General features: G+C 72.7%; 10 protein-coding genes. 6 read left to right on the forward strand and 4 right to left on the reverse strand.

From position 1 onward, the window contains the following. Positions 1-22: 22 nt before the first annotated feature. The 3 genes from ACFQ9Z_RS21315 to glgX all read right to left on the reverse strand — a co-directional run bounded on the left by ACFQ9Z_RS21315 (position 23) and on the right by glgX (position 6,252). Positions 23-1,888 (reverse strand): ABC transporter ATP-binding protein, encoded by a 1,866-nt coding sequence (locus ACFQ9Z_RS21315; RefSeq protein WP_383020433.1) that lies wholly within the window; start codon positions 1,886-1,888, stop codon positions 23-25. Then, positions 1,885-3,675, reverse strand: coding sequence for an ABC transporter ATP-binding protein (locus ACFQ9Z_RS21320; protein WP_383020438.1), 1,791 nt, complete (start codon positions 3,673-3,675; stop codon positions 1,885-1,887). Before ACFQ9Z_RS21320 ends, ACFQ9Z_RS21315 begins: the two co-directional genes overlap by 4 nt. Positions 3,676-4,005: 330 nt before the next feature. Further along, the gene (gene glgX, locus ACFQ9Z_RS21325) at positions 4,006-6,252 is read right to left on the reverse strand and encodes a glycogen debranching protein GlgX (RefSeq protein ID WP_383020443.1); all 2,247 of its coding nucleotides are present in this window, start codon (positions 6,250-6,252) and stop codon (positions 4,006-4,008) included. 244 nt (positions 6,253-6,496) lie between these two features. Between glgX and ACFQ9Z_RS21330 the strand changes: the two genes are divergently transcribed. From ACFQ9Z_RS21330 to ACFQ9Z_RS21355, 6 genes are all read left to right on the forward strand, one after another. Next, entirely contained in the window at positions 6,497-7,723 is a 1,227-nt protein-coding gene (locus ACFQ9Z_RS21330) for an Ig-like domain-containing protein (RefSeq protein WP_383020447.1), read from the forward strand. Between the two features lie 155 nt (positions 7,724-7,878). Then, positions 7,879-9,117 (forward strand): Ig-like domain-containing protein, encoded by a 1,239-nt coding sequence (locus ACFQ9Z_RS21335; protein ID WP_383020452.1) that lies wholly within the window; start codon positions 7,879-7,881, stop codon positions 9,115-9,117. A 163-nt stretch (positions 9,118-9,280) separates the two neighbouring features. Further along, positions 9,281-10,048, forward strand: a complete 768-nt coding sequence (locus ACFQ9Z_RS21340) for an enoyl-CoA hydratase/isomerase family protein (RefSeq protein WP_383020455.1) — start codon at positions 9,281-9,283, stop codon at positions 10,046-10,048. Positions 10,049-10,335: 287 nt separating this feature from the next. Further along, a complete protein-coding gene (locus tag ACFQ9Z_RS21345; RefSeq protein WP_383020458.1) occupies positions 10,336-10,851 on the forward strand; it encodes an ATP-binding protein in 516 nt (171 codons plus the stop codon). Positions 10,852-10,977: 126 nt separating this feature from the next. Further along, positions 10,978-11,769, forward strand: coding sequence for a polysaccharide deacetylase family protein (locus ACFQ9Z_RS21350; protein ID WP_383020462.1), 792 nt, complete (start codon positions 10,978-10,980; stop codon positions 11,767-11,769). Further along, positions 11,769-12,947: a beta-propeller fold lactonase family protein gene (locus tag ACFQ9Z_RS21355; RefSeq protein WP_383020466.1), complete on the forward strand. Its 1,179-nt coding sequence runs from the start codon at positions 11,769-11,771 to the stop codon at positions 12,945-12,947. Before ACFQ9Z_RS21350 ends, ACFQ9Z_RS21355 begins: the two co-directional genes overlap by 1 nt. Before the next feature lie 11 nt (positions 12,948-12,958). On the opposite strand, the gene ACFQ9Z_RS21360 is transcribed toward ACFQ9Z_RS21355, so the two are convergent. Next, complete coding sequence (locus ACFQ9Z_RS21360) at positions 12,959-13,591, reverse strand: GNAT family N-acetyltransferase (RefSeq protein ID WP_383020469.1); 633 nt, start codon at positions 13,589-13,591, stop codon at positions 12,959-12,961. Positions 13,592-13,597 lie beyond the last annotated feature (6 nt).

The raw sequence follows: 13,597 nt of genomic DNA on the forward strand, positions 1-13,597 counted from the left end.
CCACCCCGTCCCGTCCGTCCCGCTACGCGAGACTGTCCCGCCACGCCTTGTGCAGGTCCGCGAACCTGCCGGTGCCCGCGATGAGTTCGTCCGGGCCGCCGTCCTCGACGATCCGCCCGTGCTCCATCACCAGCACCCGGTCGGCGATCTCCACGGTCGACAGCCGGTGCGCGATCACCACGGCGGTACGGCCGCGCAGCACCGTGGTCATGGCCCGCTGGACGGCCCGCTCGCCCGGGACGTCCAGCGAACTGGTCGCCTCGTCCAGGATCAGCACCGCCGGGTCGGCCAGCAGCGCGCGGGCGAAGGCGACCAACTGGCGCTGCCCGGCCGAGATGCGGCCACCGCGCTTGCGCACGTCCGTGTCGTAGCCGTCGGGCAGCGCGCTGATGAACTCGTGGGCGCCGATCGCCTTGGCGGCCCGCTCGATGTCCTCGCGCGTGGCGTCGGGCCGGCCGATCGCGATGTTGTCCGCCACCGTGCCGGAGAAGAGGAACGCCTCCTGCGTCACCATGACCACCCCGCGCCGCAGTTCGGGCGTCGCCAGCCCGCGCAGGTCGACCCCGTCCAGCAGCACCCGCCCCTCGGTCGGGTCGTAGAACCGGGCGAGCAGCTTGGCCAGCGTCGACTTGCCCGCGCCGGTGGAGCCGACGACGGCGACGGTCTGCCCGGCGGGCAGCGTCAGGTCGAAGCGGGGCAGCACCTCGCCGCCCGTGCGGTAGGCGAAGCGGACCCCGTCGAAGACCACCTCGCGGCCCGGGAGCCCGCTCCTGCGCGCGGGCAGTTCGCGCGGCGCCGACGGCTCCGGCACGGACGGCGTCTGCGCCAGCAGCCCGGCGATCTTCTCCAGGGACGCGGCCGCCGACTGGTAGGAGTTCAGGAACATCCCCAGCCGGTCGATCGGGTCGTACAGCCGCCGCAGGTACAGCACCGCCGCCGCCAGCACGCCCAGCTCCAGCGAGCCGGACGCCACCCGGTAGGCGCCCCACAGCACGATCCCGGCGACCGCCGTGTTCGCCACGAGCCGGGAGCCGACCACGTACCGGGCCATCTCCAGCAGGGCGTCCCCGTTGGTGCGTTCGTGCCGCTGGTTCAGCACGGCGAACTCGGCGTCGTTCGCCGCCTCCCGGCGGAAGGCGCGCACCGGCCGGATGCCGTTCATCGTCTCCACGAACTTCACGATCACCGCCGCGATCGCCGTGGACCGCGCCCGGTACACCCGCCCCGCGCGCCGCTGGTACATCCGCACCAGCAGGTACAGCGGCACGAAGGAGGCCACCGCGACCGCGCCGAGGCCGAGGTCCAGCCACAGCAGCATCGCCGCGATGTAGACGAAGGACAGCACGACGGTCACCAGTTCCTGCAGACCCTCGTCGAGGAGTTCGCGCAGCGACTCGACGTCCGTCGTGGAGCGGGAGATCAGCCGACCGCTCGTGTACCGCTCGTGGAAGTCGACGCTGAGGGCCTGCGCGTGCCGGAAGATGCGGCCCCGCAGGTCCAGCAGCACGTCCTGGTTGACCCGGGCGGAGGCCTCGATGAACGCGAACTGCAGGCCGCCGGAGAGCAGCGCGCACAACAGGTAGCCGGCGCCCACCGCCAGCAGCGGCCCGTGGTCGTGGTCCCGGAACGCCGGCACGGCGCTGTCGATGGCGTAGGCCACCAGCAGCGGGCCGGCCTGCACGGCCGCCTGCTGGAGCAGCAGCAGGAGCGTGGTGAGGGCGACCCGGGACCTCATGGGCGCGAGCAGCGAGCGCAGCAGCGCGGCCGTGGCGCCGGGCGGGGCCGGCAGGACGTCGCGGTCGAAGGGGTCGCCGTCGCCTGCGCCCCGCGGCCCGGGCCGCCGGTCGTCCTCGTCCGCGGCCGGGGCGGCGGTGGTCGTGGTGGTCATCGGACGTCCTCCCGTTCCCCGGCGTCCGCGCCCGACATCAGGTGCGCGTACTCGGCGTTCGTGCGCAGCAGTTCCTGGTGGGTGCCGACGGCGGCGATCCGGCCGCCCGAGAGCAGGGCGACCCGGTCGGCGAGCAGCACCGTCGACGGCCGGTGGGCCACGATCAGCGCGGTGGTGTCGGCCAGCACCCGCCGCAGCGCGGCCTCCACGGCGGCCTCCGTGTGCACGTCCAGGGCGGACAGCGGGTCGTCCAGGACCAGGAACTCCGGCCGGCCGACCACCGCGCGGGCCAGGGCCAGGCGCTGGCGCTGCCCGCCGGACAGGCTCAGCCCCTGCTCGCCGACCTGGGTGCCGGTGCCCTGCGGCAGCGCGTGCGCGAACTCCGCCTGGGCCACCGCGAGCGCCCGGTCCAGTTCCGCCTCGCCCGCGCCGTCGGCCGCGCCCATCAGGACGTTCTCGCTGACGGTGGCGGAGAACAGCGTGGGTTCCTCGAAGGCCACGGCGACCCTGGCGCGCAGCTCCTCACGGGGCATCGCGGTGATGTCCAGGCCGTTCAGGGTGATGCGTCCGGAGGTGACCTCGTGCAGCCGGGGGACCAGGGCGGTCAGGGTCGTCTTGCCGCTGCCGGTGGCCCCGACCAGGGCCATGGACTCGCCGGGGCGGATGTGCAGGTCGATGTGTTCGAGCAGGGGCGGGGAGTCCGGCGGCGCGTCGGGGTAGCGGAACCGGACGTCGTGGAAGCGCAGCCCGGCCTCCGGTGCGGCGCCGGCGCCGGGCGCGACCGCCCCGGCGCTCTCCGGCTCCTCGTCCATCACCTCGAAGTACCGCTCGGTGGCGGTCGCCGCCTCCTGGCTCATGGCCAGCAGGAAGCCGATGGAGTCCACCGGCCAGCGCAGGGCGAGCGCGGTGCTCAGGAAGGCGACCAGCGTGCCCGCGGACAGGGCGCCGTCGGCCACCTGCAGCACGCCGACCACCAGCGCGGCGCCGATCGCCACCTCCGGGAGCGTCACGATGACGCCCCAGATGGTGGCCAGCAGCCGCGCCTTGCGCAGTTCCGTCCCGCGCAGGCTGCCCGACAACTCGTGGAACGCCCGCGCCTGACTGCGGTGCCGGCCGAAGCCCTTGATGATGCGGATGCCGAGCACGCTCTCCTCTACGACCGTGGTCAGGTCGCCGACCTGGTCCTGGGCGCGCCGCGCCACCTCGGCGTAGCGCCGCTCGAAGACCACGCAGGTCCACATCACCGGCACGGCGGGCCCGAGGATGACCAGACCGAGCACCCAGTCCTGCATCAGCATGATCACCACGCCGACGAGGATCGTCACCCCGTTGACCAGGAGGAAGGTCAGCGGGAACGCCAGGAACATGCGCAGCAGCATCAGATCGGTCGTGCCCCGGGAGAGGAGCTGGCCGGACGCCGACCGGTCGTGGAAGGACACCGGCAGCCGCTGCAGCCGGCGGAACAGGGCCGCCCGCATCTCCGCCTCGACGTGCGACAGCGGCCGCGCCACCAGCCAGCGTCTTATGCCGAACAGCACCGCCTCGGCGACGCCGAGCAGCAGCAGGTACAGGGCGCCGAGCCACACCCCGGCCGGGTCCCGGTCGGCCACGGGGCCGTCGACCATCCATTTCAGGACCAGTGGGATCACCAGTCCGGTGCAGGAGGCGACGACCGCGACGAACGCGGCCGTGAACAGCCGGGCCCGCACGGGGCGGACGTACGGCCAGAGCCGGAGCAGGGTACGGACGGCGGAGCGGTCCTCGGTGGTTGCACGTGTCGTGGGCATCATCGCGAGCCTACGGACCGGCACCGACGACGCCCACCGAGTTTCGGCCGGACCGCCCTCCGCCGCTGGTCCTACGACCTGCGGATTCGGCCGTTCGGCGGGCCCCCCGCACGCCTGCGGACGTACCCGGCCATCGACCGATCGGACGACGCCGCCGCCGCGGGACGGACGATATGCCGGGCGGGCCGGCCCCGGGACCCCGGGACCTGCGCGTCCCCGACGGCGGCCGCGTCCGGGTCACCCGGGTCGTGGGGGCCGGGAGAACGGCCACGGCACGGACCGCACACGCCCCGGCGCCGGTCCGGACCGGCGCCGGCCCGTCGCCCGCGCTCACCCCGCTCTCAGGAACAGCACCGACCGCGCCGGCACGGTGACCGCCGCGCCCGCCGGGTGGACCGTCCCCGGCGCCTCGGACTGGTCCTCGCGCGAGGTGTCGACCACCACCTCGTAGCGCTCCGCCCACGGCGGCCCCGGCAGCACGAAGGCCGTCGGGCGGTCACCTGCGTGCAGTACCGCGAGGAAGCTGTCGTCCAGGACCGGGGCGCCCCGCTCGTCCCGGCCGGGGATGTCCTGACCGGACAGATACATGCCAAGCGTGGCGGCGGGGGCGTACCAGTCCCCCTCGGTCATCTCCTCGCCCCGCGGGGTGAACCAGGCCAGATCACGCAGCCCGGCCGCCGAGCGGGCGCGCCCGGAGAAGAACGCCCGGCGGCGCAGCACCGGATGACGGTGGCGCAGGGCGATCAGCCGGGAGGTCAGGTCGAACAGGGGCCGCCAGGACGGGTCGTCCAGCAGGGACCAGTCCAGCCAGCTGATCTCGTTGTCCTGGCAGTAGGCGTTGTTGTTGCCGCGCTGGGTGCGGCCGAGTTCGTCGCCGGCGACCAGCATCGGCACTCCGGTGGACAGCAGCAGCGTCGTCATCAGGTTCCTGAGCTGCCTGCGCCGCAGGGACCGGATCCGCTCGTCGTCCGTCTCACCCTCCGCCCCGCAGTTCCAGGATCGGTTGTCGTCGGTGCCGTCCCGGTTGCCCTCGCCGTTGGCCGCGTTGTGCTTCTCGCCGTACGACACCAGGTCGCGCAGGGTGAGACCGTCGTGCGCGGTGACGAAGTTGACGGAGGCGTAGGGGCGCCGGCCGCCCCACGCGTACAGGTCGCTGGAGCCGGACAGGCGGTAGCCCATCTCCCGCACGTCGGGCAGGGCGTGCCGCCAGAAGTCCCGCACGGTGTCCCGGTAGCGGTCGTTCCACTCGGTCCACAGCGGCGGGAACGCGCCCACCTGGTAGCCGCCCGAACCGACGTCCCAGGGCTCGGCGATCAGCTTCACCCGGCGCAGCACCGGGTCCTGGGCGATCACCGCGAGGAACGGGGACAGCATGTCGACGTCGTGCATCGAGCGGGCGAGCGCCGCCGCGAGGTCGAAGCGGAAGCCGTCCACGCCCATCTCGGTCACCCAGTAGCGCAGCGAGTCGGTGATCAGGCGCAGCACCTGGGGCTGGACCACGTGCAGGGTGTTGCCGCAGCCGGTGTAGTCGGCGTACCGGCGGGCGTCGTGCTGGAGCCGGTAGTAGCCCCGGTTGTCGATGCCCTTCAAGGAGAGCGTGGGGCCCAGTTCGCCGGCCTCCGCGGTGTGGTTGTAGACCACGTCCAGGATGACCTCGATGCCGGCCGCGTGCAGCGCGCGCACCATCCGCTTGAACTCGCCGACCTGGCCGCCCTGCGTCCCCGAGGCCGCGTAGGCCGCGTGCGGGGCGAAGTAGCCGATGGAGTTGTAGCCCCAGTAGTTCTTGAGGCCCCGGCGCAGCAGGTGGTCCTCGTGCGCGAACTGGTGCACGGGGAGCAGCTCCACGGCCGTGACGCCCAGCCTCGTGAGGTGCTCGACCGCCGCCGGGTGGGCGAGCCCGGCGTAGGTGCCGCGCAGTTCCTCCGGGATGCCGGGGTGCAGCTTGGTGAAGCCGCGCACGTGCAGTTCGTAGATGACCGAGTCGGCCCAGGGCGTCTTGGGGCGGCGGTCGTCGGACCAGTCGTCGTCGTCGTGGACCACGACGCCCTTGGGGACGTGCGGCGCGGAGTCCCGGTCGTCCCGGACGGTGTCGGCGACGTGCTGCTCCGGCCAGTCGCGGACGTGCCCGTAGACCTCCGGCGGCAGGCGGAACTCCCCGTCCACCGCGCGCGCGTAGGGGTCGAGCAGCAGCTTGGCCGGGTTCCAGCGAGCGCCGGTCCACGGGTCCCAGCGGCCGTCCACGCGGTAGCCGTAACGCTGTCCGGGCATCACGCCGGGCACGAAGCCGTGCCAGATCTCGTGCGTCAGTTCGGTCAGCGGGACCTGGGTCTCCCGGCCCCGCTCGTCGAACAGGCACAGCCGGACCGCCTCCGCCCCGGCCGCCCACAGCGCGAAGTTGGTGCCCGCGACCCCGTCCGGGCCGACCCGGAAGCGGGCCCCCAGCGGGGTCGGCGCACCGGGCCAGACGGGCGGCGCGGGCGGCACGGGGCGACGGGCGCCGCTCACCGCGGCCGCCGCCGGCCCGCTCCCGGCGGCCGGTTCCCCGGCCCGTGCCCGCTGCTCGGCTGCGCTCGTCACCAGTCGGCCCCTCTTTCAGTGGCTCGCCCGCGGGGCGCGGCGCCGTGCCGAACGGGCGGGCGCGCGCGCCGGCGCACGCCCGCCCGCCCGGTCCGGCTGCGCCCCGGCGGCTCCGACGCGGGCTCGGGGAGCCTTCCCCCCGCCGGGGGGAAGGCTCCCCTTCGTGTCGTCCTCCCCACTGTTCTGCCCAGCCCGGGCGTCGCACTCACGTTTCCCCGGGGCGTGCCCGCTCGTTGGGTTCCATGTGAGGCACGCACAAGGACGCGCACGGCGCGCGGGGGCCGCGCTGGCCGCCGTACTGACATGGGTGGGACTGCTGGCCGGCTGCACCGCGGGCGGCTCCGGCGGTCTGGGCATCGACCGGGTGCTGGGCGGACCGCCGCCGGCGCCCAAGGACACCATCGGGGTCACCCCGGAGGACGGCAGCACCGCCGTCCGGCCCGCGGAGCCGCTACGGGTACGGGTGTCCGACGGGCACCTGGAGAAGGTGAGCGTCGTGATGTCGCAGGACGCCCAGGACGCCCCGGTCCCGGGGCACGTCTCCGCCGACGGGCGGAGCTGGGAACCGGACGGCGGACGACTGGCGCTGGCCGCCAAGTACACGGTCGACGCGGTCGCCCTCGACTCCCGGGGCCGCCGCTCGGCCCGGCACACCACGTTCACGACGTATGTGCCGGCGGAGCGGTTCATCGGCTACGTCACCCCGGAGAACCGGGCCACCGTCGGCACCGGGATGATCGTCTCCCTGTCCTTCAACCGGGAGATCACCGACCGGGCCGCCGTCGAGCGCGCGGTGCGCGTGCGGGCGAGCCCGCCCGTGGAGATCCGCGCGCACTGGTTCGGCAAGGACCGCCTCGACTTCCGTCCCGAGCGCTACTGGAAGCCCGGCACCGAGGTCACCGTCGACCTCGGCCTCAAGGACGTGGAGGGTGCGCCCGGGGTCTACGGCCTGCAGGACAAGACGTTCGCCTTCACCGTCGGCCGCGGCCAGGTCTCCCTGGTGGACGCGGCCCGGCACATGATGGAGGTGCGGCGCGACGGGCGGCTGCTGGCCACCGTGCCGATCACCGCGGGCGCCCCGAAGACCACCACCTACAACGGGAAGATGGTGGTGATGGAGATGCTCGAGGTCACCCGCATGAACAGCCGGACGGTCGGCTTCGGCGGCGAGTACGACATCCCCGACGTCCCGCACGCCATGCGGCTCACCGACTCCGGCACCTTCCTGCACGGCAACTACTGGTCGCCAAAGGCCCCGGGGAACGTGAACGTCAGCCACGGCTGCGTCGGGCTCCGTGACGTCAAGGGCGGCGGATCGGACACGCCCGCGGGCTGGTTCTTCGACCGCAGCCTCGTCGGTGACGTCGTCGAGGTCGTCAACAGCAAGGACAAAACCGTCTCTCCCGACAACGGGCTCGGCGGGTGGAACATGGCATGGAAGCAGTGGAAAGCGGGCAGCGCCGTCAAGTGAGGTCGACCGGGGGCCTGTTCGGGCCCAGCGGGCCGTTGAAGTTGCGACGGAACGGTGACATTCCCCCGGCCCTCCGCTCCTGACCCTGCGGTTAACATGCGCACACCGAATGCGGTGGGGAGCGGGCCGGACCTGGTCCGGCGAGGGGAGAACAAGTGAACGTGCGGCCGATATCGGGGGCATCGGTGGGGGGCCGAAAGTCGGGCCGTAAGGGGCTGGTGCTGATATCCGGCGCTCTGCTCGTGGCCGTCACCGCGTGCGGCGGTGGCCAGGAGGCCGGGTCCGGTTCCGGGAACGGAAAGGACGTGGACTCCGGCGCGCGGCAGGGCAAGCAGTCCACGGCCGCCGTCAGCATCTCGCCGAAGTCCGGGGCGACGGGTGTCGACACCAGCGGCGCGCTGAAGGTGAGCGTCAGCAAGGGCAAGCTGACCGAGGTCACCGTCAAGGACGCCAGGGGCGCGAAGATCGACGGCGCGGTCACCGGCGACGGCGCCGCCTGGAAGCCGTCGACCCACCTGGCCGCCGGGACCAAGTACAGCGTGCACGCGGTCGCGAAGGACTCCGAGGGCCGCGAGGCCGCCGAGGACTCCAGCTTCACCACGCTCACCCCGCGGAACACCTTCGTCGGCTACTTCACCCCCGAGGACGGTTCGACCGTCGGAGTGGGCATGCCGTTCTCCGTCCGCTTCACCCGGGGCATCACCAACCCCGCGGACGTCGAGAAGGCCATCAGCATCAGGACCGAGCCGGCCGTCGACGTCGAGGGCCACTGGTTCGGCAACGACCGCCTGGACTTCCGCCCGGAGAAGTACTGGAAGGAAGGCACCAAGGTCACCGTCGACCTCAACCTCGACGGCGTCGAGGGCCGCGACGGCGTCTACGGCAAGCAGCGCAAGACCGTGAAGTTCACCGTCGGCCGCGACCAGGTCTCGATCGTGGACGCCAAGAAGCACACGATGAAGGTCACCCAGAACGGCAAGGTCATCAAGACCATCCCGGTCACCACCGGCAAGCCCGGCTACGACACCTGGAACGGCCAGATGGTCATGAGCGAGAAGCTCACCGTGACCCGTATGAACGGCGAGACCGTGGGCTACGGCGGCGAGTACGACATCAAGGACGTCCCGCACGCCATACGCCTGACCAACTCCGGCACCTTCATCCACGGCAACTACTGGGGCGGCGGGGCGTTCGGCAACTACAACGCCAGCCACGGCTGCGTCGGCCTGCGCGACGTGCGCGGCGGCTACGACAAGGGCGTGCCGGCGGCCTGGTTCTTCAACCACTCCATCATCGGCGACGTGGTCGTCGTGAAGCGTTCCCACGACCGGACGGTGGCTCCGGACAACGGCCTCAACGGCTGGAACATGTCGTGGGAGGAGTGGAAGAAGTGAGCTGCGGCTCTCCGGCGCGGTGAGAGCGGGTCCACCGGTCCGCCTGTTTGGGTGCGGGTGCGGGTGCGCTGTGGCTGGTCGCGCGGTTCCCCGCGCCCCTTCGGGGCGCCTGTGACGGACGGCACCGCATCACCCCCCGTTAGTCCCCGTTAACCTGCTCCGCATGACCGTGAATCTCGAAGTCGCCGAAGGTGTCGGAACCGTCCGCCTGGACCGGCCGCCGATGAACGCGCTGGACGTGGCCACGCAGGACCGGCTGAAGGAGCTCGCCGAGGAGGCCACGCGCCGCGAGGACGTGCGCGCCGTGGTGATCTACGGCGGCGAGCGGGTGTTCGCGGCGGGCGCGGACATCAAGGAGATGCAGGCCATGGACCACACCGCCATGGTCCTGCGCGCCCGCGCCCTGCAGGACTCCTTCACCGCCGTGGCCCGCATCCCCAAGCCCGTCGTCGCGGCCATCACCGGCTACGCGCTCGGCGGCGGCTGCGAGCTGGCCCTGTGCGCCGACTACCGCATCGCCGCGGACAACGCCAAGCTGGGCCAGCCGGAGATCCTGCTCGGCCTGATCCCGGGCGCGGGCGGCACCCAGCGCCTGCCCCGGCTGATCGGCCCCTCCAAGGCGAAGGACCTCATCTTCACCGGCCGACAGGTGAAGGCCGACGAGGCGCTCGCCATCGGTCTGGTGGACCGCGTCGTCCCGGCCGCCGAGGTGTACGAGCAGGCGCACGCGTGGGCGGCCAGGCTGGCGCAGGGGCCGGCGATCGCGCTGCGCGCGGCCAAGGAAGCCGTCGACACCGGCCTGGAGACCGACATCGACACCGGGCTCGCCGTCGAACGCAACTGGTTCGCGGGCCTGTTCGCCACCGAGGACCGTGAGCGCGGCATGCGCAGCTTCATCGAGGAGGGTCCGGGCAAGGCCAAGTTCCTGTGAGCCGGCAAGTGTGAACTCTCGCACAAGTACTTGCAATTGACGCGTCGTCTGATTCCGGTCCCTCGATGGGGCGGTTTATGGGAGCCTTAACTCAACCTTAAGCCTGCCTCGTCGAGGGAGCCTGACGATTGCCCGGAAGTGAGTCGTCTGCGCAGGTCGGCCGGGATGCCGGTGACCCTGTAATGCCTTCGGCATATGCCGGAGGGCCGGAGCGGCGCGGGGGTGCGCCGGGGGTGTATTCCCCGGGAACGCCCACGGGGACGGCCCCGGGCGGCCATCATGGGGGCATGGCGGGGCTGGAGGGCATCGGACAGCCGCGGGGACACAGCCGTGCGACCGCGGCGCGCTGGTCGCCCGCGGTGGAGGACGAACGGGCGCTCAAGGCGCTCGAACTTTTCGGCAATCCCACGGAGGCGGAGGTGTCGCTGCCGTCCCGCCCGGAGTCCGCGGCCACCGCGCGCCGGCTGGCCCAGGTCGTCGTCCTGCGCCACTGGGGACTCAGTCCCAAGATGACCGAGGACGCCGTCCTGCTCGTCTCCGAACTCGTGGGCAACGCCGTACGGCACACCGGGGCCCGGGTCTTCGGCCTGCGGATGCGCCGGCGACGCGGCTGGATCCGGGTGGAGGTCCGCGACCCCTCCCGCGGACTGCCCTGTCTGATGCCGGTTCAGGAGATGGACGTCAGCGGCCGCGGACTGTTCCTGGTGGACAAACTGGCCGACCGCTGGGGTGTGGACCTGCTGCCGCGCGGCAAGACCACCTGGTTCGAGATGCGCGTCGCCGAGCGCGAGACCGCTCGCTGAGACCGCCGCCGCCTGCTCGCTGAGACCGCCGCCGCCCTGACGGGCGCCGACTCGGGGCGACCCGACATCCTCCTCCGATCGGGCCAATCGGGCGTTTTCTTACCCTTCCCCCCTTAAATGGTGCGGGTGACCACGACCAACCGTCGCGAGATGCTGCGTGCGGGCGCCGGGTTCGTCGCCGGGGGCGCGCTCGCCGCCGGTTGCGCGGGCACCCCGGCCGGACCGAGCGAGACCGCCTCGGCGGACCCGCCCGCCCGCGCGCCCGGCCACCACGCGGCCACCCCCCGTACCGCCCCCGCGCCCCGCCCCTATCCCGGACAGCCCGCCCAGATCACCCACGGCCCGCGCGGCCGCCCCCTGGTCGCCCTCACATTCCACGGACAGGGCGACCCCGAACTCGCCACCTCCCTGCTCACCGCGGCCGAACAGCGCGGCGCCCGGCTGACCGTGCTGGCCGTCGGCACCTGGCTGGACCAGCACCCGGACCTGGCCCGGCGCATCCTCGACGGCGGCCACGACCTGGGCAACCACACCCAGCGGCACGTCAGCGTCAACGCCATGTCACCGGCCGACGCCCGCAAGGAGATCACCGACTGCGCCGACCGGCTTGAGCGGCTCACCGGATCCATCGGCACCTGGTTCCGGCCCTCCCGTTCCCCGACCGCCTCCCCGCAGGTCGCCGCACTGGCACGCGCCGCGGGCTATCCGCACGTGCTGTCCTACGACGTCGACTCGCTCGACTACACCCGGCCCGGCGCCGACGCCATCACCCGCAAGGTCGCGGCCGAGGTGCGCGCCGGCTCGGTGGTGAGCCTGCACTTCGGCTACCCGGACACGGTCGCCGCCCTCCCCGCCGTACTCCACGAACTCGACCGCTGCGGACTGCGCGCGGTCACCACCACGGAGCTGCTGAGCTGATGCGAACCACGAACGCCGCCCGCCTCCTGGCCGCCGGCGCCGCCCTCACCGCCCTGACCCTGCTGTCCGGCTGCTCCCAGAAGCACGAGAACGAGGCCATCGCCAGCAAGGCCCCGGTACCGCCGCGGGTGCGCAAGCCCCAGGTGGACGTGCTGCCGGGGATGCCGCCGGTGGAGGACCCCACCGACATCTACGCCGCCGACCGCCCGGGCAGGCTCTCCCCGGTGGTCGCGGACTTCCCCTCCCGGGTCTACGTCCCCAACACCAACTCCGACACGGTCACGGTCATCGACCCGAAGACATACAAGATCATCGAGACCATCCGGGTGGGCCGCCAGCCGCAGCACGTCGTGCCCTCCTGGGACCTGAGGACGCTGTGGGTCAACAACGACCTCGGCAACTCCCTGACCCCCATCGACCCCCGCACCGGCAAGGCGGGCGAGCCGGTCGACGTGCACGACCCGTACAACCTGTACTTCACGCCCGACGGCAAGTACGCGATCGTCATGGCCTCCAAGGACCGCCGGTTGGTCTTCCGTGACGCGCACACCATGAAGGTGGCCAAGTCCGTCCCGGTCGCCTGCGCCGGCGTCAACCACGCCGACTTCTCCATCGACGGCCGCTACTTCATCGTCTCCTGCGAGTTCAGCGGCGAACTGCTCAAGGTCGACACCGCGAAGATGGAGGTCATCGGAGAGCAGAAGCTGGCAGTGCAGGGCGCCATGCCGCAGGACGTGAAGGTCTCGCCCGACGGCAAGCGGTTCTACATCGCGGACATGGTGGCCAACGGCATGTGGGTCCTGGACGGCGACACCTTCGGCAAGCCGGAGTTCCTCGCCACCGGCAAGGGCGCGCACGGCCTGTACGTCAGCCGCGACTCCCGCGAGATGTACGTCTCCAACCGCGGCGAGGGCTCCATCTCCGTCTTCGACTTCACCCGGAACCGACTCACCAAGAAGTGGCACCTGCCCGGCGGAGGCAGCCCCGACATGGGCGGGGTGTCGGCCGACGGCAAGGTGCTGTGGCTCTCCGGCCGCTACAACGCCGAGGTGTACGCCATCGACACCCGCACCGGCGGGGAACTGGCCCGCATCAAGGTCGGCAGCGGCCCGCACGGACTGGCCGTCTACCCCCAGCCGGGCCGCTACTCCCTGGGCCACACCGGCGTCTTCCGCTGAGCCGGAGCCCCTCAGGGTGCCAGCAGCAGTGCCTCCGCGCCCACCACGCGGTAGCCGGCCGCCTGGAACGCCCGCATGCTGCGGGCGTTCCCCGGCGCCGTCTGCGCCCACAGCGGCTCCGCCGCCAGGTGCCGGGCGGCCGTCACCAGCGCCCGGCCGAGACCCCGGTGCCGTGCCCCCTCGTCCACCTCGACGCTGACCTCCAGCCGCCCGCCGACCCCGCGTCCCATGACCAGCACCCCGCCGTCCGCCGTCCAGGCCCGTACCTCGTCGCGCCGGCGCCGGGCGTAGGCGATGCGCGGGTGGCCGGCGTCCTCGATCTCGGTCACCGTGAGCGCCGGCCTGCCGGGCAGGGGCGAGCCGACCAGCAGCGCGTCGATCGTCTCGGCCCGGCGCCCGGTCCGGGCCAGGAGGGCGGCCAGGAAGACGGGGTTCATCGCCGCGGACAGCGGATCGCAGTCCACGGCGTCCAGCGTCTCGCGCACCCACCGCGGGTCCTCGTCCGTGAAGACGACGGAGTGCGCGGTGAAGGCCAGCACCCCCGCGTCCCGCGCCCGGTGCTGCGGCACCACCGTCGTGCGGCCGTCACCCGGCGGGAAGACCCCGCCCGCCACCGCGTCCAGAACGTCCCGAAGGCTCCGCAACCCACC

Origin of the sequence: Streptomyces sp. NPDC056580 (assembly GCF_042793175.1) — a bacterium.
Classification (GTDB): Bacteria; Actinomycetota; Actinomycetes; order Streptomycetales; family Streptomycetaceae; genus Streptomyces.